Here is a 17,770-nt window from a genome sequence, read left to right as displayed (position 1 = left end):
GCCGGGCTCTGGATCTTGGCGACGTAGCGGTGCACGTCGTTGCCCACGGTGGTGCCGCCACCGACAGCGCTCGCGGCGGTGCTAAGGCGCTTTGCGTAGCGCTTGCGGCGGTTGGCTATAGGTTCTAGCTTGAGGCTATAGCTCATAGCCGGGAGGGGTTTCGATGGCGGTGCGGGCGGATGGGCGTCGGCGGGTGGACACGCGCCGGGAGATCCTGGACGCCGCGGTCGAGGTGATGGCCGAGCGCGGGGTCGCCGGGCTGAGCCTGTCCGAGGTGGCGAGGCGGGTCGGCATCAAGCAGCCGTCGCTCTACAAGCACTTCGCCTCGCTGCACGCCGTCTACGACGAGGTGTTCCGCGAGGGTGCGGAGCGTCAGCTGGAAGCGGTCGCGCGAGCGGTCATGGCGAGCGAGCCCGGCTTGCCCGCGATGGCGGCCGTGGTCGAGGCGATCGGCCGGCTCGCGATGGCGAACCCGGTCCTGGCGCAGCTGCTGTCGTGGCGGCCGGTGCCGGACTTCACCCCGTCCGAAGAGGCGTTCCGGCCCAGCCTCGAGATGGTCGAGATCGTGCGAAAGGTTCTTCGCGACGCCGTTCACGCCGGGCAGCTGGATCCGGCCGCGAACTCCGACGAGGGCCTCGCGCTCTTCTCGATCGTCGTGGCGGGCACGTTGACCCAGCAGCTGGCCAACGAGCCGAACGTCCGCTACGAGGACGGCCGCTTCAGCTCGTTGCTGCCGTCCGCCCACGCCATGTTCGTCCAGTACTTCGCTCCGAAAGCGGGGGAGTCATGCAGCAGACCCGAGCACAGCAGGCCCTGACCATTCCGAGACCGAGTCCCCGTGAGGCCGCCGCCGAGAGCCTGGCCGAGATCGAGGCGTTCACCGCGCTGCTCGCGGATCTCCCGGACGAGGAGTGGAACCGCCCCACGGCGAGCGCGGGCTGGACCGTGCACGACATGGTCGCCCACGTCGTCGGCCAGCACGTCGAGTCAGCACGGCCGTGGACGATCCCTGGCAAGATCAAGCAGGCTCGCCGCCGCTTCCCCGGTCGCACCACGCTCGACGCGCACAACGCCCTGCAGATCGTCGAACACGGCACCCGGACTCCTGCCGAGCTCCGCGCGTCGCTGGAGCGGTTCGGGCCCAAGGCGGTCCGAGTCCGGCTGCGCGCACCGGGCTTCCTGCGCCGGCGGAGCGTCGCGAGCACGTTCCCCGAGGAGAACCTGCCGGACAGTTCCTTCGCCTACCTCTTCGACGTGCTGTCCAACCGGGACACCTGGATGCACCGGCTGGAGATCGCCCGCGCCACCGGTCGTCCGTTCGTCACCGGGGAGCACGACCGCGGTGTCGTCACCCAGGTGCTGCGCGACCTCGCCCAGACCTGGCCGGGTCCGTCGATCACGCTGGAGCTGGACGGTCGATGGGCGCTCGGAGAAGGCGAACCGGTCGCGGTCGTCCGAGCCGGCACCCTCGACTATCTCTGGCACCTGTCCGGGCGTGACGGCGACCCCGCGCTCGACATCGACGGCGACCCCGGCGTCAAAGCGGCCGTGCTGGACGCCCGCGTCGTGTTCTGATTGCCCGATGCGGGTCGAGCAGTACAGCTACTTCGCTCTGTCGAGCGAGACGATGTCCGCGGCCGACATGTCAGCCCGGCTCGGCTTGGAGTCGGACGAGAACTGGGCGTACACCTGGCGCATCGTGCGGCGAGGCGACAAACGCGTCGAGGAGCAGATCCAGCACATCGTCGACCGGCTCCGGCCGATCCGCGACGCGCTCGCCGACCTCACCGCCGACCCCGGGATCACCGCCCGGCTGACCGTCGCGCGCTACTTCCACGACCGCGTCGGCGGCGGTGATGTCGGCTGGCGGGTGCCGGCCGGGACGGTGGAGTTCCTCGCCGCGGTCCGGGCGTCGCTGACCGTCGACGAGTACGACCAGGTCGAGTTCGACGACCAGAGCCTCCGACACGTCAGCACCGGCCTGCTGGAGAGCATGGAGCAGAACCTCGCCGAACACGCCCGCCACCTGCACCGGCACCTCGATCACGCGACTGTCGTGGAGACCGGGGACCTGTTGATCGCGGACAGCGGGCTGGACGACGACACGTTCAACATCGTCGCGTCGGCGCGGTTCACCGCAGAGAACGTCACGGCGCGTGTTGCGGAGACCGTGCGTGCGGTGAAAGCGACCGGGCGGCCCTTCTCGTGGTGGGTCGGGCCCGCGTCCACGCCGGCTGATCTCGGGCCCGTCCTGGTTCAGTCGGGCATCAGCGCCGCCGAGACCGAGGCGGCGATGTGGCTCGACCTCGCCGACTCCGCCTTGCCAGGGCCGGAGGTCGACGGGCTGGAGATCCGCCGGGTGGCCACCGAAGCGGAACTCGCGGACCACGCGGAGATCCTGGCCGTGAACTGGGATCCACCCGCCGCGACCGTCCAGCGGTTCTACGCCGACGCCGCAGCGGATGCCTTGAAGAGCCAGGCGCGCTACCTCGTGGGGTACGTGGATGGCCGGGCGGTGTGCACGGCGGAGGTGTTCCTGCACGCGGGTGTCGCCGGGATCTACAACATCGCGACGCTCGCCGGTGATCGTCGGCGTGGCTACGGCGGTGCGATCACGTTGGCCGCGTTGCGCATCGCACGCGCTGAGGGCTACCGGATCGCTGTTCTACAGGCCTCTCAGGAGGGAGAGGCCGTGTACCGGCGTCTCGGGTTCACCATCGCCGGTCAGTTCACCGAGTACGGCTTCAGGACGTGAGAAGGGCCGCCCCGCGAACGGCAGGGCGGCCCTTCTTCAGCTGACGAACTACGCGAGGCCCGCGTCACCCGTGGACGGGCCGGCCGCCTGCACGTCGTCGATGCGGTACTTGCGGGCCGCCTCGACGACCTTGGCCTGGTCCACCTCGCCGCGCTTGGCCAGGGCGGCCAGCGTGGCGACGACGACGGACTCCGCGTCCACCAGGAAGTGGCGGCGGGCGGCCGGGCGGGTGTCGGAGAAGCCGAAGCCGTCCGTGCCCAGGGTCGTCATGTCGGTCGGGACGTACGGGCGGATCAGGTCCGGGATCGCCGACATCCAGTCGGAGACGGCGATGACCGGGCCCTGCACGTCCGACAGCACCTGCGTCACGTACGGCACGCGCGGCTCGGCGTCCGGGTGCAGCAGGTTGTGGCGGTCGGTGTCGACGGCGTCGCGGCGCAGCTCCGAGTACGACGTGGCGGACCACACGTCCGCGGAGACGCCCCACTCGTCGGCCAGCAGCTGCTGGGCCTTCAGCGCCCACGGCAGGCCCACACCGGAGCCGAGGATCTGGGCACGCGGGCCAGGAGTCTGCGGGCCCTCCTGGTAGCGGTAGAGGCCCCGCAGGAGGCCTTCCACGTCCAGGTTCTCCGGCTCGGCCGGCTGCACGTACGGCTCGTTGTAGACCGTGATGTAGTAGAAGACGTTCTCGGCGTTCTCGCCGTACATCCTGCGCAGACCGTCCTTGACGATGTGCGCGACCTCGAACGACCACGCCGGGTCGTACGAGACCACGGCCGGGTTCGTGTGCGCGAGCAGCAGCGAGTGGCCGTCGGCGTGCTGCAGGCCCTCACCGGTCAGCGTGGTGCGGCCCGCGGTGGCGCCGAGCACGAAGCCGCGCGCCATCTGGTCCGCCGCCGCCCACAGGCCGTCGCCGGTGCGCTGGAAGCCGAACATCGAGTAGAAGATGTAGATCGGGATCATCGGCTCGCCCTGCGTCGCGTAGGACGTGCCGACCGCCGTGAACGACGCCGTGGAACCCGCTTCGTTGATGCCCTCGTGCAGGATCTGGCCCTGCTCGGACTCCTTGTAGGCGAGCATCAGGTTGGCGTCCACCGAGGTGTACGCCTGGCCGTTCGGGTTGTAGATCTTCTGCGTCGGGAACATGGAGTCCATGCCGAACGTCCGTGCCTCGTCCGGGATGATCGGGACGATGCGCGGGCCGATCTCCGGGTCCTTCGCGAGGTCGCGGACGAGGCGGACGAACGCCATCGTCGTGGCGACCTCCTGCTTGCCCGAACCGCGCTTGATGCCGTCGTAGACCTTGTCGCCCGGCAGCACGAGAGCCTTGGACTTCGTGCGGCGCTCCGGCACGAAACCACCCAGCTGACGGCGGCGCTCCAGCATGTACTGGATCTCCGGATTGTCCTGCCCGGGGTGGTAGTACGGCGGCAGGTACGGGTCCTTCTCGAGCACCTCGTCGGAGATCGGGATGCGCAGGCTGTCCCGGAAGCCCTTGAGGTCGTCCAGGGTCATCTTCTTCATCTGGTGCGTCGCGTTGCGCGCCGCGAAGTGCTTGCCGAGCGAGTAGCCCTTGATGGTCTTGGCGAGGATCACGGTCGGCTGGCCGACGGTCTCGGTCGCCGCCTTGTAGGCCGCGTAGACCTTGCGGTAGTCGTGGCCGCCGCGCTTGAGGTTCCACACCTCGTCGTCGGTCATCGGCTCGACGAGCGCCTTCGTCCGCGGGTCGCGGCCGAAGAAGTGCTCCTTGATGTACGCGCCGTCGTTCGCCTTGTAGGTCTGGTAGTCGCCGTCGGGCGTGTTGTTCATCAGGTTGACGAGCGCGCCGTCGCGGTCCGCGTGCAGCAGCGCGTCCCACTCGCGGCCCCAGACGACCTTGATGACGTTCCAGCCGGCGCCGCGGAAGAACGACTCCAGCTCCTGGATGATCTTGCCGTTGCCGCGCACCGGCCCGTCGAGACGCTGCAGGTTGCAGTTGACGACGAACGTGAGGTTGTCGAGCTGCTCGTTCGCGGCGAGCTGCAGCAGGCCGCGCGACTCGGGCTCGTCCATCTCGCCGTCGCCGAGGAACGCCCACACGTGCTGGTCGGACGTGTCCTTGAAGCCGCGGTCGCGCAGGTAGCGGTTGAAGCGCGCCTGGTAGATCGCGTTCATCGGGCCGATGCCCATGGAGACCGTGGGGAACTCCCAGAAGTCCGGCATCAGCCGCGGGTGCGGGTACGACGGCAGGCCGCCACCCGGACCGGCGTGCGAGTACTCCTGGCGGAAGCCGTCGAGCTGGTGCTCGCTCAGCCGGCCCTCGAGGAACGCGCGGGCGTAGACGCCGGGTGAGGCGTGGCCCTGGATGAAGATCTGGTCGCCGCCGCCGGGGTGGTTCTTGCCGCGGAAGAAGTGGTTGAAGCCGACCTCGTAGAGCGACGCGCTGGACGCGTACGTCGAAATGTGTCCACCGACACCCACGCCGGGCCGCTGCGCGCGATGCACCGTCATCGCGGCGTTCCAGCGGATCCACGCGCGGTAGCGGCGCTCCACCTCCTCGTCACCGGGGAACCACGGCTCCCGCTCGGTGGGGATGGTGTTGACGTAGTCCGTGCTGGTCAGCGAGGGCATGCCGACGTGGTTCTCACGCGCACGCTCCAGCAGACGCAGCATCAGGTACCGGGCCCGCTGTTGACCGCCACCCTTGAGCACCTCGTCGAACGACTCGAGCCACTCGGACGTCTCTTCGGGGTCGATGTCCGGTAGGTGCGCGGCCATGCCGTCACGAATGACACGTACCCGCTCGGGGCCGGTGTTCTGCGGGCTCAAGGTGTCTCCTCGGCTTCGTTGGCGGTACTCGCGCTGGCTCGGCAAACCGTGCCACGCGCTCCTATCGTTGTCCTTGCGCGACGACTTCGTCACCGCTACTGATCGGTAGTTCTGGATCGTGTCGCTCACGCGCGCGCGATAAGAGGTATGTAGAGCGTGCCTCATGGCAGTCCAGGGATCTCCACAGGGGTCCCTGTTACGGCGTGTCACGTGGTCAACAGTTGCGCCGGAGGTAGCTGACAGTGTTCGCTAGCCCGAGTAACGGACTTCAGCGGCAGTCTTAGGGCTGTCGCTCTTGCGTAGTTGGAGGAGTGAAAACCGTGGTCGCCGCGGAAGACGCCGGCAAGATCGGCGTCGCCGAGAAGCTCGGGATCGAATCGGGCATGGTCGTCCAGGAACTCGGCTGGGACGAGGACGTCGACGACGCCTTGCGTGCCGCCGTCGAGGAGCAGATCGGCGGTGACATCCTCGACGAGGACGCGGACGAGACGGTCGGCGTCGTGCTGCTCTGGTGGCGGGAGGACGACGGTGACCTGGTCGACGCTCTGCTCGAAGCAACCGGCGTGCTCGCCGAGGACGGCGTGATCTGGGTTCTCACCCCGAAGACCGGCCGCCCCGGCCACGTGGAGCCTTCGGACATCGCGGAGGCCGTGCCCACCGCGGGCCTCTCGCAGACGTCGAACATCAGCGTGGCGGACGACTGGGCCGGCACCCGCCTGGTGTGGCCGAAGTCCGCCAAGGCCAAGCGCTGACCTGATCTAAGGTTGGTCCACGGGCGCCGTTCGTCTCGCCCGTGGATCTGGTCAACCTCCGAGGGGTCTCGCATGGCGGTCGTCGTCGGCTCTCCCGCGCCGGACTTCACGCTCAACGACTACAACAAGCAGCCTGTGACGCTGTCGTCGTTCCGCGGCGCGAAGAACGTGCTCCTGGTCTTCTACCCGTTCGCGTTCAGCGGCATCTGCGGTGGCGAGCTGTGCCAGCTGCGCGACGAGCTCTCGACCTACGAGGACGAGGGCGTGCAGGTGCTGGGCGTGTCGGTGGACACCCCGTTCGCTCTGAAGGCGTGGGCGAACCAGGAGGGCTTCGGGTTCCCGCTGCTGTCCGACTTCTGGCCGCACGGGGCCGTCGCGCAGTCGTACGGCGTGTTCAACGACAAGGCGGGCATGGCGCTGCGGGGGACGTTCCTGGTCGATGTCTCCGGTGTCGTGCGGTTCGCTGAGGTGAACGCGCCTGGTGAGGCCCGGGATCAGAACGCCTGGAAGAAGGCCGTAGCCTCTCTCAAGGCATGATGTAGCTGTACCTCGTGCGCTTGGCGTGCGGGTTGGGGCGTGTAGCTCAGCGGAAGAGCACTCGGTTTACACCCGAGCGGTCGCAGGTTCGATCCCTGTCGCGCCCACGGCCGAAGGCCGACCCTGCTCAGTGGCTTCGCCACTTTCGCCGGTCGGCCGTGGATGACGTTGGGGGGTCGAGCCCCCAAACCCCCCACGGTGCGGTTGGTCCCGACCCAGCGTGGCTGGTGTGTAAGAGCCTCAGAGCGGCCAGGCCCCCTGGTCAACGGTCCAGGACGTGCGCTAGGAGCATGGTGGCCGGACCGAAGCCGGCTCGTTGGTAGAAGGGCACTGAGCGTTCGCTGGGCGACATGACGATCCGGGCGCAGTGCTGGTCGCGGGCGTGCGCGATGGCTGCGTTGAGCAGGGTGGTTCCGATGCCGCGGTTGCGGTGAGCGGCGAGCACGAACGCGTTGCCCAGGTATGCCCATCGGCTGGCCGGCCGTCCTGGTTTGGGCATCCGTTCGAACAGGGCGAGGTTCATCATGCCGATGGCTTTGCCGTCGAGCTCTGCCACGAACGTCGCCCGGCGTGGCGCTTCCACGGCGTACCACTGAGCGAAGTCCTCCTCGAAGAGATCGTCGTCGAGCGGATGTCCTGCCTGTTCTTCTGACCACGCTCGCCGCAAGGCCGCTAGGGCCGCGGTGTCGCGTTCGTCAGTCTGCCGAATCGAGACCGTGCGTGGAGATGTCATGGTCCGAGGCTCCCTGTGGTTCGAATGCCGTCGTGAATCAACGCAATCGTTGCCGTTGGGCGGCTCCGTGCTCATCTGTGTGTTTGTTGGCCACTTCTGCTGCTGGCGGGGCCGGCCAGCTCTGGACGAGGTAGAACTCCACCGGTTCCCTGGCTGTCAGGTCGACGGCGGTGTCACGGCCTCGGGCGTGGATGCGGATGCGGTAGTGGCCGGGGCCGTCAGGTTAGAGAGCCGGTACCTCCTCAGGACCGTCGCTGCCGAGGCCGCAGACGACCACGTGGCCTTCCATGGTGGCTTCCAGGCTGATTTCCACCACCTCCTCCCAGGCGCCGACGTCGAGAGCCGGCGCGTCGCGGTGGACCTCGCCTCGGATCCAGACGTTGCCGGTGTGGATTCCTGTTCGGATGAAAGCGACTCCGGGTGTGGTCACGACGAGTCCGTTGGTGGTCGCGGGAGGCACGGACGTGAAAGCGCCGACGTCCGACACCAGGAAGGTGTGGTACTCGGCGTGCACGAGCCCCTCTCCGACGGCAATGAACCTGCTCACGCCTCGACCCACCGGTACTCGTCGTGCTCCTGCAGCAACACCGGCTCGCAACTGTCGGCCAGCAGAATCGAGTCGATCATCTGGGAGTTCCTTCCGAAGGGCGATCACTGTGTGTGGCCGTGGGAACACCGGTCACGATCTGGAACGGGCCGCGGTGGTGCCGTATTTTGTACGAGTTGTCGGGGACGTTTGGGCCCGCCTCCTCCTAAGGACGACTACCTGTGAAGCGCAAGGGCAAGGCCGCGAAGCCCGTCCCCACCACCGTCACGCAGGAGCAGATCAAGCTGCTCGCCCTGGTCGAGCAGGGTGGCGTGCACCGCGGGGCCACCAGCTGGTACCTGGAGCACCGGCCCGCCAAGCAGTGGGACGCCGAGGACCTGGAGATCCTGGAGCGGCGTCGCTGGATCACGTGGGAGCGGCCGGATCGGGCCATGGAGCACGGGATGGCGGCTCCCGTCGACATCACGCCGGAGGGGCGGGCGGCGTTGCAGCACCATCTGCCGGGGTGGGTGCACGGGCGCAAGGCGATCGCCGCGGCGCCGCCGAGGATGCCCGCGGTCGAGACGATCAAGGTGCTCGACGCGCTCCAGTGATCGGGACGCTCGGTTGACCTCTGCCTGGATCAGGGTAGAAACGATCTGGGGGGACTCTTCTGAGGGGGCAGAGCCATGTCTGACGGGTTGGCCGGCGGCGAGTTGCGCGCGCGGGAACATCATCGGTTTGAGGACGACGCACGAGCAGCAGGGCCATTGCACGACGCGACGCGGCCTGACGGTGTGCGCGTCAAGGTGGTCACGGTGGGGCTTGAGCTGACACGCAGGCTGCTGGCGGACAAGCGTTTGTCGAAGGACAGCGCCGCGCTTGAGCGCGAGTTCCAGCGACAGTTGGCCGAACAAGGCAGTTCGACGGAGCTCGGCGGGCTGTTCGGGCCGAGCATGCTCAACAGCGACAACCCGAAGCACGCCCGGCTGCGCGGGCTCGCGGTGAAAGCGTTCAACGCAGAGGCGGTGCAACAGCTCGCGCCGCGCATCGAGGAGATCGCCGAACACCTCATCGACGGCCTGCCGGTCGGCGAGGAGATCGACCTCGTCGAGGCCCTGGCCGTGCCGATGCCGATGCGCATCATCGGTGAGGTGCTGGGCGTGCCCGCGAAGGACGGCGCCCAGGTGCGCACGTTGATCGAGTCGCTGATGTCGATGGACCCCGAGGTGTCGCTGCCCGCGAGCGGCGCGCTCGCCGGTTATTTCCACGGCCTGCTGACGGGTGACGCGCTCGACGAGGGCTCGCTGTTCGGCGCGATGGTCAAGGCCGACGACGACGGCGACCACCTCACCAACGACGAGCTCATGGCGATGGCGTTCCTGCTCGTCATCGCGGGCCACGAGACCACGGCCGCGCTCATCACGAACGTCGTGCACGACGCGTTGGACAACGAACTGTGGGAGAAGGCCGCGGCTGACCCGGACCTCGTGCCGCTGCTCGTCGAGGAGACGCTGCGGCACAACTCACCGGTCCGCAACGCCACGCATCGCATCACCACCGAAGCGCTGGAGATCGATGGCGTCGCGGTCCCGGAGAACACGCTGCTGCTGATCAACCTCGGCTCCGCGGGACGCTGCCCGGTCGCCCACGAGGACGCCGCGCGGTACCGGATCGACCGCTCCACGACCGCGCACGTGGCGTTCGGGCACGGACCGCACTTCTGCCTCGGTTCGGTGCTCGCGCGCCTGGAGACCGAGATCGTGCTGCGTGAGCTCACCCGCCGGTTCCCGCGCACCACCTACGCCGGTGACGAGCAGCCGAAGGTCACCGACAACGACATCATGGCCAGCTCGAAAACCCTTCCGGTCGTGTTGAGGCGCTGACTTACGCTGGGTTGCATGGAGATCATCCGCGGGGGACGGGACCACGTCGACACGGCTGCGCTCATCTGGGCGCACGCGGTGACCGTCAGAGACGGTTACGACGCGGTTCCGTCTCTTGAGGAGGCACGGCCCGGCATCGAGAACGCGCTCGCGAACGAACCGTCGCTGTTGCTGCTGGCGGTCGAAGACGGTGTGGCGGTGGGCTTTCTGGCCGGCGGTCCACAAGAGACAGGGACGGCGTACATCAACTACGTCGGCGTGCACCCGGACGCGTGGGGCAGGCGCGTCGGCGAGGCGTTGCTGCGCGCGCTGCCGGATGAGTTGACTGAGAGCGGTTACACGGCGGCGGAGTTGTTGGTCTACGTCGACAACGAGCGTGGCGTACGCCTCTACGAGCGCCTCGGATGGATCAAGGTCGGCGACCCGGCGCCGCATCCGCGCAGCGGCCGAGTGGAGCAGCGCTACTCATTCCTTGTTGCATAACGCATACAAGCACCCCAAAGTGTTTAGCGGGGGGTTAGGGGATCAACCCCAATGCGGCTGACCAGGGCTATCCCCGAGTCCATTTGAGACGTAACTTTTGTTCCATGTCAGTGCGCACCTTCGCCGTCGTGGTCGGTCTCGCGTTCCTGCTCGGTGGAGGTGCGATCTTGTTGGTGATGCTGGCCGTCGAAGCTCCCAGTGGATCGCTCGTCCCGTGCGGCAACGGTCTGGGCTTCGGGTTCAACGAGCCGGCGGCCTCCGCGGTCAGTCCGGCCTATGTGGACATCTGCGCCGATTTGAGGCATCGCAGACTGCTCTGGGCGTTGCCCGTGATCGGGGTGGGTGCACTACTGCTGATCGGCTCTTTGGTCTCTTCCCGTAACGCTACTCGCCGGTAAGGTCGCGGCATGACGTGGATGGTCTACGGCGCCAACGGCTACACCGGACGCCTCATCGCGGAGCTCGCGGTCAAGCGCGGAGAACGGCCGATCCTCGCGGGTCGCTCGAAGGAGAAGGTCGAGCCGATCGCGGACGCCCTGGGCCTGGAGCACCGGGCGTTCGACCTGGGCGAGGCGAAGGCGCACCTGGAGGACGTCGACGCCGTCGTGCACTGTGCGGGCCCGTTCGCCCACACGTCGGCCGCGATGGTCGACGCCTGCCTCCAGACCCGCACGCACTACCTCGACATCACCGGCGAGATCGACGTCTTCGAGTCCATCGGCCAACGTGACATCGACGCGCGCAAGGCCGGCATCGTGCTGTTGCCCGGCGCCGGGTTCGACGTCGTGCCCACCGACTGCCTCGCCGCGATCCTGTCCAACGCCCTGCCCACCGCCACGCACCTCGACCTCGCGTTCGTCGTCGGGGGAGGAGCGAGCGCGGGCACCACCAAGACGTCCGTCGAGGCCGCCGCCGTCGGTGGCCGCATCCGCGAGGACGGCGAGCTGAAGAGCGTCCGCATCGGACACCGCCGCCGCACCGCCTACTTCCGCTCCGGCCCGCGCGAGGTCGGCAGCATCCCGTGGGGCGACGTGTCGACCGCATACCGTTCGACCGGCATCCCGAACATCACGACGTTCACCACCGTTCCCGGCGTGCTCGGACAGCTGCAGCAGATCTTCGCGCCCGTGCTGCAGACGCCGCTCGTGCAGAACTTCGCCAAGTCCGTCGCCGGCAAGGTCAAGGGCCCCGACGAGCGCAAGCGCGCCAACACCAGGGCCGAGGTGTTCGGCGAGGCCTGGGACGCCAAGACCAAGGTCGAGTGCGCGATCACCACCCCGAACGCCTACAGCCTCACCGCCGACTCCGTGCTGCGCGCCATCGGCAAGATCAACGGCGTCGCGCCCGGCTCGCACACGCCGTCGAGCGCGTTCGGTGCCGACTTCGTGCGCGAACTGGACGGTGTGACCGCGAGCGAGATCCGCTTCAGCTGATCTGCCGTTTCCCCAGGTCAGCGCCACCAATATATTAGTTGTGCAAAGGACGTTTGCGGACGACCGCAAACGTCCTTTGCATGAGTGGGGATCTGGGAGGGGTCCCGGTGAGGTGGCGTCACTCTGCGTGCATGAGCGATTTCGAAGTGGCGACCGAGGCCCTGCGGGGGATGGTCGGCATGCACGGCAAGGTGCGTGAGGACCTCGACTCGGCCAACGAGCAGAGCAAGCTCCTCGCGATGATCCCGGCGCCGATGCAGGACCCGGTGACCATCGACTACATCTCGGCGGCCTGTTCGGCGGGGCGGCAGCACATCGACGACGTCACCAGACTCGGGGAGGAGCTGCAGGCGCGCGTCGACGAGCTGAAGGCGTCGGTCGAGCAGTACGAGAAGACCGAGCAGGGCAACCAGCGGCGCCTGGCGGTGACGGACTGATGGCGGAGCTCAGCGGGTTCGAGATCTACCAGCTGGCGGCGCGGGGGCAGACGCCCGAGGCGCTGAACCAGGCGGCCGACGCGTCGTCCCAGTCGCGAGCGCGCATCCAGAAGCTCGCCGAGGAGCTGGCGCAGCTCACCAGAAACCTGCAGGACAACTGGAAGGGCAAGGCGTCCGACAGCGCCGCCCAGGCCGCGCAGCCGATCGAGCAGGCGTTGCAGCGCGCGCAGGAGACCCTGGACAAGGCCGACGCGTCACTGCGGGCACAGGCCCAGAACTACAGCGCGTTCCGGCAGCAGGTGCTCCCGATGGCCACACCGACGCCGCCGGAGCTGACCCTCATCGACCACCTCACGCCGTGGGACACCGACAACGAGGCCGCGCGCAAGGAGTGGTTCGAGGCCGACGCGCAGAACCGCCGCGCCTACCAGAACTACGCCGGGCTGACGGGGCAGAACCAGGCGACGCTGCCGCGGATGTCCCAGGCGCCGGGTGGCGCGCCGACGGCGAACTCCGCGGTCAAGGCCCCGTCGGGACCGGGCGTGAAGGCAGCGAACTCCGCTTCGCCGCTGGTCAAGGACACCGGTGCCACGGCACCATCGTCGGCCGGGTCGTCAGAGGCGGGGGACGAGGCAGCGGCAGCACCGTCCACGGGAGGCGGCGACAAGACCTCGGCCAGCAACGCGGGCGCGCCGAGCGGTGGCCCCGCTGGTGGTACGGGCGCGCACACTCCGACCCTGCCCGGGCCGGCTGCTCCGAGGCAACCAGGTGACCGGACGACAGTCGCGGACATGTCAGGCGTGCCGGGCGCGATGCCACTCCTGCCGCGGCCTCAGTCGGGCAACGACAGCGCGCACAAGTCCGGCCTGCCGAAGGGCGAGAACCTGCCTGGCGGCGGCGCGACCCCGGTCCTGCCGGGCAGCATCGGCGATCCGACCGGCACCAGGGGGATGAGGGGTTCCCTGGACCCGGCTGATCGCTCTGCGGTCGTCGGCAAGACGCTGTCCAACGGTCCGGCGGCGGTCGGTGCGCGCGGGGTCGCGGCCAAGGCGGGTGCGGCAGGCATCGGCGGTTTCGGTGCGCCCGCCGCGCACGGCTCTGAGGAGGAAGACAAGGAGTACAAGCGCACGGTGTTCCTCGAAGAAGACCCGGACGCCATCGTCGGTCAGCTGCCCGGCACGGCGGCCTCAGTGATCGGGGAGGGCTGATGCTGCGCGCACCGGTCGTGCTGTCGGACACGGCGTTCGACGTCCTGTGGCAGCACGACGACCTCGGCGAGCACCACACCGTCCTGCACGTACCGCCGGCCGAGGCCGACCCCAGGGAGGTCGAGGAGGCGCTGCACAGAGAGGGCGTGCACGTCGACGACACCTTGGAGGCGCTGCGGGTGCTGGCATTCGCGGACTTCGAGTGCTTCGGCTGGATCGCCTTCAACCGTGAGGACACCTTGCCGGTCATCGCCGCCACGGCCGGCCGGCACGGCGTCTTCGCACTCCGGGACAACGGCTACGTGCGGATCCAGACCCTGTACGGCGACCCGTCCGACACGCTCGCCTCGCACCTGCCGCTGCTGCCGCCCGGCCGGGGTGCGTCGATCAACGCCCGCGCCGAGGAGGCCCAGGGGTCACGGGCACTGGCCGAGCTGATGCAACGCCCGCGCACCGGTGCCGCGAAGCTCTACGCGGCGAGGCGCGACCGGCACGGACGGCGGCGGCGTTCGGAGTCGTTCGTCAGCACCATCGACTGCCCCGACGGCCGCTGGCTGGTCGTCCGGTACGCCGACGACCGGGGCGAGCGGTGGGTCCACGCCACGCCCGCGACGCGGCACATCATCACCGAGTGGATCCACCGCATCGCCGCGCCCGACGCGCCTTAGCAATGAGTCTTTTGCGGACGAAGTCCAAAGTCTCATTGCTAAGCAGCAGGTCAGCGGGTTGCGCAAGACCGATATATCAGTTCGGGCAGCTGATATATCGGCCTGCGTGATCGAGGATCTACTACGTGTATGTGTACTGAATGATGGAGATTCAGCTGAAGACTGGCCTGATGTAGTAAACATAGGCGTATGATTTCTGGGGTGCGCGCTCGTCCGGTCCTCGTTGAGCCTGACGCCGGTACAGATCCCGTTGTTCCGCTGCGCCGGATCGCCGGGCTGTTCCGGCCGCACCGTGCCGCGCTCGCCGGGTTGTGCGGGCTGCTGGTGGTGCAGGCCGGGCTCGGGGTCGTCGCGCCGTTCCTGCTGCGCGCGATCCTCGACGACGCGCTTCCCCGCAGGGATCCGCTCCTGGTCAGCCTGCTGGCCGCCGGGATGATCGTGAGCTCGGTCGGCAGCGCGTCGCTGGGCGTCGTGACGACGGGGCTGTCGAACACCATCGGTCAGCGGGTGATGAACGAGCTGCGGGTGTCGGTGTACGGCAGGTTGCAGCGCATGTCGCTCGCCTTCTACACCAGGACGAAGAGCGGCGAGGTGCTGTCGCGGGTGTTCAACGACATCGGCGGGGTCGACAACGTGATCACCACGACGGCCGGGTCGATCGTGCAGAACGCGACGACCGCGCTGGCGATCGCGACGGCCATTCTGGTGCTCGACTGGCAGCTGGCCCTGCTGTGCCTGGTGCTCGTCCCGGTGTTCCTGCTCTTCACCCTCCGCCTCGGGAAGAAACGCCGGTCGCTCGCCCGCGGGCGCACCCACCGGATGGCGAGGCTGACGACCCTGGTCGAGGAGTCCCTGTCGGTCAGCGGTGTGCTGCTGGCGAAGACGATGGGCAACGAGAAGACGATGCGGGACCGGTTCGGGGTGGAGTCCAGGGAGATCGCCTCGCTGGAGCGCACCGCCGCGCTCGCGGGACGCTGGCAGACCGCGTCGCGCGCGATGAGCCTCACCGTGATTCCCGCGCTCGTCTACTGGGGCGCCGGGCTGCTGCTGGCCGGCGGCGCCACGCCGATCTCGCTCGGCACGGTCGTCGCGTTCACCAGCATGATGAACCGGCTGGTCGGGCCGGCCACCGCGATGCAGTCGGTCGGCCAGAACGTGGCGACGTCGAAGGCGTTGTTCGCCCGCATCTTCGAGGTGCTGGACCTGCCGGTGGAGATCGAGGACCGACCGGGTGCGCGGGAGCTGCGGCTGAGTGGCGGAGCAGTGGCGTTGCGCGGGGTCTCGTTCCGCTACGAAGACGGGCCGTGGACGTTGCGGGACATCGACCTCGAAGTGGCCGCGGGCACCACGACCGCGCTGGTCGGCTCGACGGGGTCGGGGAAGACGACGCTAGCCTACCTGGTGGCGCGCCTGTACGAGGTGACGGAAGGCCGGGTGTGCGTCGACGGCACGGACATCAGGGACGTGACGCTGGCGTCGCTCGCCGCGGGTGTCGGCATGGTCACGCAGGAGACGTACCTCTTCCACGACACCGTGCGGGAGAACCTCCGGTTCGCGAAACCCGATGCCACCGACGCCGAACTCGAAGCCGCCGCACGGACCGCGCACATCCACGACACGATCGCCGAGCTGCCGGACGGCTACGACACCGTGGTGGGACAACGCGGTCACCGTTTCTCGGGCGGCGAGAAGCAACGCATCGCCATCGCCCGCGTCCTGCTGCGCAACCCGCCGGTGCTCATCCTCGACGAGGCGACCAGCGCGCTCGACACCCGGACCGAACGCGCCGTGCAGGCCGAGCTGGACCGCCTGGCCGAGGGCAGGACGACGTTGGTCATCGCGCACCGGCTGTCCACTGTGGAGCATGCGGACCAGATCGTCGTGCTGCACGAAGGACGCATCGCCGAGCGCGGCAGGCACGAGGAACTGCTGGCGCTCAACGGCCACTACGCGCGGCTGGTGAACGGCGACAACCTCTAATGTGACGCCATGGCCGACGCAGCACCCGTACAGTCCGACGCCGACCTGGCGCACCTCGCCCGGGTCGTCCGGGAAGGCGTCGGACGGCTGAACTGGCGGATGCGGTCCGAGTCCGACAGCGACAGTCCCGGCCCGGCGGTGCTGGCCGTGCTGAGCAGGCTGCTGCGCGCCGGCACCCACACCCCGAAGGAGCTGGCCGACGCCGAACGCATCCAGCCGCAGTCGCTGACCAGGATCCTCGCCGGCCTCACCGAACGAGGACTCGTCACCCGCAACCCGGACCCGCGGGACGGGCGGCGGCAGTTGATCACCATCACGCCCGCCGGTGTGGAAGTGCTGCGCGAGTACACCGGCAGCCGGGAACGCTGGCTGTCCGGCGCACTCGAACGCGCTCTCACACCGACCGAACGCCAGCTGCTGGGGCTGGCGGCGGAACTGCTGGTGCGGGTCGCCGACGCGTGACTAGCGCGGCGCGAGCAGGCTGGTGATCTCCTGCGACGCGGAGACCGTGAGCAGGTGCTGGAGGTTCTCCGGCAGTTCCTCACCGCGAGCCTGCTTCGCCTGTGCGTAGAGGCGGCCGGCGCGGTAGGAGGAGCGGACCAGCGGGCCCGCCATGACGCCGAGGAAGCCGATCTTCTCGGCCGTCTCCTTGTGCACGACGAACTCCTCGGGCTTCACCCAGCGCTCGACCGGGTGGTGCCGCGGCGACGGGCGCAGGTACTGCGTGATCGTGATGATGTCGCAGCCCGCGTCGTAGAGGTCGGCGAGCGCCTCGGTGACCTCGTCGGGGGTCTCGCCCATGCCGAGGATCAGGTTCGACTTGGTCACCAGGCCGAACTCGCGGGCCTTGGTGATGACCTCGAGGGAGCGCTCGTAGGTGAACGCCGGGCGGATGCGCTTGAAGATCCGCGGGACGGTCTCCAGGTTGTGCGCGAGCACCTCGGGGCGGGACTCGAAGACCTCGTTGAGCTGTTCGGGGACCGCGTTGAAGTCCGGGATCAGCAGCTCGACGCCCGTGCCGGGGTTCATCTCGTGGATCTGGCGGACGGTCTCGGCGTACAGCCACGCGCCGCCGTCTTCCAGGTCGTCGCGCGCGACGCCGGTGACGGTGGAGTAGCGCAGGCCCATCGCCTGGACCGACTCGGCGACGCGGCGGGGCTCGTCGCGGTCGAGGTCGGCGGGCTTGCCCGTGTCGATCTGGCAGAAGTCGCAGCGCCTGGTGCACTGCTCGCCGCCGATCAGGAACGTGGCCTCGCGGTCTTCCCAGCACTCGTAGATGTTGGGACAGCCGGCCTCTTCGCAGACCGTGTGGAGGCCCTCGCGCTTGACCAGACCCTTGAGCTCCCGGTACTCGGGGCCCATCTTCGCCCGCGTCTTGATCCACGAGGGCTTCTTCTCGATCGGCGTCTGGCTGTTGCGGACCTCGAGCCGCAGCAGCTTCCGACCCTCAGGTACCACAGTCACGACCTCACCCTACGCTGCGGCCTCGCGTGTCCGGCGTCACGCACGTCTCGCCGAGGATAAGTGCCAGAAACGGGCTCTCGGTCGAGCATTCGTTGTTCAC

General features: G+C 68.6%; 19 protein-coding genes and 1 tRNA gene. 16 read left to right on the top strand and 4 right to left on the bottom strand.

The genetic code is table 11. From position 1 onward, the window contains the following. Positions 1–163: 163 nt before the first annotated feature. Genes ABZX92_RS13685 through ABZX92_RS13675 form a run of 3 tightly spaced genes read left to right on the top strand, consistent with a single transcriptional unit; the run spans position 164 to position 2,755 of the window. Positions 164–817, top strand: coding sequence for a TetR/AcrR family transcriptional regulator (locus ABZX92_RS13685; protein WP_355557918.1), 654 nt, complete (start codon positions 164–166; stop codon positions 815–817). Next, positions 787–1,575 carry a maleylpyruvate isomerase family mycothiol-dependent enzyme gene (locus ABZX92_RS13680; RefSeq protein ID WP_355557915.1) on the top strand — a complete coding sequence of 263 codons (789 nt, stop codon included), beginning with the start codon at positions 787–789 and terminating at the stop codon, positions 1,573–1,575. Before ABZX92_RS13685 ends, ABZX92_RS13680 begins: the two co-directional genes overlap by 31 nt. A gap of 7 nt (positions 1,576–1,582) precedes the next feature. Next, complete coding sequence (locus ABZX92_RS13675; protein WP_355557912.1) at positions 1,583–2,755, top strand: GNAT family N-acetyltransferase; 1,173 nt, start codon at positions 1,583–1,585, stop codon at positions 2,753–2,755. Positions 2,756–2,803: 48 nt separating this feature from the next. Here ABZX92_RS13675 and aceE read toward each other — a convergent pair whose 3' ends face one another. Next, complete coding sequence (gene aceE, locus ABZX92_RS13670) at positions 2,804–5,512, bottom strand: pyruvate dehydrogenase (acetyl-transferring), homodimeric type (RefSeq protein WP_355557926.1); 2,709 nt, start codon at positions 5,510–5,512, stop codon at positions 2,804–2,806. A gap of 371 nt (positions 5,513–5,883) precedes the next feature. Between aceE and ABZX92_RS13665 the strand changes: the two genes are divergently transcribed. From ABZX92_RS13665 to ABZX92_RS13655, 3 genes are all read left to right on the top strand, one after another. Beyond that, complete coding sequence (locus ABZX92_RS13665; protein WP_355557909.1) at positions 5,884–6,315, top strand: DUF3052 domain-containing protein; 432 nt, start codon at positions 5,884–5,886, stop codon at positions 6,313–6,315. Positions 6,316–6,387: 72 nt separating this feature from the next. After that, positions 6,388–6,852, top strand: coding sequence for a peroxiredoxin (locus tag ABZX92_RS13660; protein ID WP_355557907.1), 465 nt, complete (start codon positions 6,388–6,390; stop codon positions 6,850–6,852). A 35-nt stretch (positions 6,853–6,887) separates the two neighbouring features. Beyond that, positions 6,888–6,959 (top strand) — tRNA-Val (locus ABZX92_RS13655). Positions 6,960–7,114: 155 nt separating this feature from the next. Here ABZX92_RS13655 and ABZX92_RS13650 read toward each other — a convergent pair. Together ABZX92_RS13650 and ABZX92_RS13645 are read right to left on the bottom strand one after the other, a co-directional pair. Continuing rightward, positions 7,115–7,585 (bottom strand): GNAT family N-acetyltransferase, encoded by a 471-nt coding sequence (locus ABZX92_RS13650; RefSeq protein ID WP_355557905.1) that lies wholly within the window; start codon positions 7,583–7,585, stop codon positions 7,115–7,117. 223 nt (positions 7,586–7,808) lie between these two features. Next, entirely contained in the window at positions 7,809–8,132 is a 324-nt protein-coding gene (locus ABZX92_RS13645) for a hypothetical protein (protein ID WP_355557902.1), read from the bottom strand. A 221-nt stretch (positions 8,133–8,353) separates the two neighbouring features. Between ABZX92_RS13645 and ABZX92_RS13640 the strand changes: the two genes are divergently transcribed. The 10 genes from ABZX92_RS13640 to ABZX92_RS13595 all read left to right on the top strand — a co-directional run bounded on the left by ABZX92_RS13640 (position 8,354) and on the right by ABZX92_RS13595 (position 16,668). Next, complete coding sequence (locus ABZX92_RS13640; protein ID WP_355557900.1) at positions 8,354–8,725, top strand: hypothetical protein; 372 nt, start codon at positions 8,354–8,356, stop codon at positions 8,723–8,725. 75 nt (positions 8,726–8,800) lie between these two features. Beyond that, a complete protein-coding gene (locus tag ABZX92_RS13635; RefSeq protein ID WP_355557897.1) occupies positions 8,801–9,997 on the top strand; it encodes a cytochrome P450 in 1,197 nt (398 codons plus the stop codon). A gap of 15 nt (positions 9,998–10,012) precedes the next feature. Beyond that, the gene (locus ABZX92_RS13630) at positions 10,013–10,480 is read left to right on the top strand and encodes a GNAT family N-acetyltransferase (protein WP_355557894.1); all 468 of its coding nucleotides are present in this window, start codon (positions 10,013–10,015) and stop codon (positions 10,478–10,480) included. A gap of 104 nt (positions 10,481–10,584) precedes the next feature. Then, a complete protein-coding gene (locus tag ABZX92_RS13625; protein ID WP_355557892.1) occupies positions 10,585–10,878 on the top strand; it encodes a hypothetical protein in 294 nt (97 codons plus the stop codon). A gap of 9 nt (positions 10,879–10,887) precedes the next feature. Continuing rightward, the gene (locus ABZX92_RS13620) at positions 10,888–11,913 is read left to right on the top strand and encodes a saccharopine dehydrogenase NADP-binding domain-containing protein (protein WP_355557889.1); all 1,026 of its coding nucleotides are present in this window, start codon (positions 10,888–10,890) and stop codon (positions 11,911–11,913) included. Positions 11,914–12,044: 131 nt separating this feature from the next. Beyond that, positions 12,045–12,350 (top strand): hypothetical protein, encoded by a 306-nt coding sequence (locus ABZX92_RS13615; RefSeq protein WP_355557886.1) that lies wholly within the window; start codon positions 12,045–12,047, stop codon positions 12,348–12,350. Next, on the top strand, positions 12,350–13,558 hold the full coding sequence (locus ABZX92_RS13610; RefSeq protein ID WP_355557883.1) for a WXG100 family type VII secretion target: 1,209 nt from the start codon (positions 12,350–12,352) through the stop codon (positions 13,556–13,558). Before ABZX92_RS13615 ends, ABZX92_RS13610 begins: the two co-directional genes overlap by 1 nt. Then, positions 13,558–14,226: an ESX secretion-associated protein EspG gene (locus tag ABZX92_RS13605; RefSeq protein ID WP_355557881.1), complete on the top strand. Its 669-nt coding sequence runs from the start codon at positions 13,558–13,560 to the stop codon at positions 14,224–14,226. Before ABZX92_RS13610 ends, ABZX92_RS13605 begins: the two co-directional genes overlap by 1 nt. 189 nt (positions 14,227–14,415) lie before the next feature. Beyond that, positions 14,416–16,206: an ABC transporter ATP-binding protein gene (locus ABZX92_RS13600; protein WP_355557878.1), complete on the top strand. Its 1,791-nt coding sequence runs from the start codon at positions 14,416–14,418 to the stop codon at positions 16,204–16,206. 9 nt (positions 16,207–16,215) lie between these two features. Next, positions 16,216–16,668: a MarR family transcriptional regulator gene (locus ABZX92_RS13595; RefSeq protein ID WP_355557875.1), complete on the top strand. Its 453-nt coding sequence runs from the start codon at positions 16,216–16,218 to the stop codon at positions 16,666–16,668. On the opposite strand, the gene lipA is transcribed toward ABZX92_RS13595, so the two are convergent. Further along, the gene (gene lipA / locus ABZX92_RS13590; RefSeq protein ID WP_355557872.1) at positions 16,669–17,670 is read right to left on the bottom strand and encodes a lipoyl synthase; all 1,002 of its coding nucleotides are present in this window, start codon (positions 17,668–17,670) and stop codon (positions 16,669–16,671) included. Positions 17,671–17,770: the final 100 nt, after the last annotated feature.

It is taken from the genome of Lentzea sp. NPDC006480, assembly GCF_040611995.1.
Classification (GTDB): Bacteria; Actinomycetota; Actinomycetes; order Mycobacteriales; family Pseudonocardiaceae; genus Lentzea.
Note: the sequence above shows the minus strand (reverse complement) of the source record. Positions and strands in the feature narration are given on the sequence as shown.

Coding starts and splice junctions, on each gene's coding strand:
- ABZX92_RS13650 (WP_355557905.1), bottom strand. CDS start 7,585: ATGACATCTCCACGCACGGTCTCGATTCGGCAGACTGACGAACGCGAC.
- ABZX92_RS13660 (WP_355557907.1), top strand. CDS start 6,388: ATGGCGGTCGTCGTCGGCTCTCCCGCGCCGGACTTCACGCTCAACGAC.
- ABZX92_RS13680 (WP_355557915.1), top strand. CDS start 787: ATGCAGCAGACCCGAGCACAGCAGGCCCTGACCATTCCGAGACCGAGT.
- ABZX92_RS13600 (WP_355557878.1), top strand. CDS start 14,416: ATGATTTCTGGGGTGCGCGCTCGTCCGGTCCTCGTTGAGCCTGACGCC.
- ABZX92_RS13620 (WP_355557889.1), top strand. CDS start 10,888: ATGACGTGGATGGTCTACGGCGCCAACGGCTACACCGGACGCCTCATC.
- ABZX92_RS13605 (WP_355557881.1), top strand. CDS start 13,558: ATGCTGCGCGCACCGGTCGTGCTGTCGGACACGGCGTTCGACGTCCTG.
- ABZX92_RS13625 (WP_355557892.1), top strand. CDS start 10,585: ATGTCAGTGCGCACCTTCGCCGTCGTGGTCGGTCTCGCGTTCCTGCTC.
- aceE (WP_355557926.1), bottom strand. CDS start 5,512: ATGGCCGCGCACCTACCGGACATCGACCCCGAAGAGACGTCCGAGTGG.
- ABZX92_RS13610 (WP_355557883.1), top strand. CDS start 12,350: ATGGCGGAGCTCAGCGGGTTCGAGATCTACCAGCTGGCGGCGCGGGGG.
- ABZX92_RS13615 (WP_355557886.1), top strand. CDS start 12,045: ATGAGCGATTTCGAAGTGGCGACCGAGGCCCTGCGGGGGATGGTCGGC.
- ABZX92_RS13685 (WP_355557918.1), top strand. CDS start 164: ATGGCGGTGCGGGCGGATGGGCGTCGGCGGGTGGACACGCGCCGGGAG.
- ABZX92_RS13630 (WP_355557894.1), top strand. CDS start 10,013: ATGGAGATCATCCGCGGGGGACGGGACCACGTCGACACGGCTGCGCTC.
- ABZX92_RS13675 (WP_355557912.1), top strand. CDS start 1,583: ATGCGGGTCGAGCAGTACAGCTACTTCGCTCTGTCGAGCGAGACGATG.
- ABZX92_RS13635 (WP_355557897.1), top strand. CDS start 8,801: ATGTCTGACGGGTTGGCCGGCGGCGAGTTGCGCGCGCGGGAACATCAT.
- ABZX92_RS13595 (WP_355557875.1), top strand. CDS start 16,216: ATGGCCGACGCAGCACCCGTACAGTCCGACGCCGACCTGGCGCACCTC.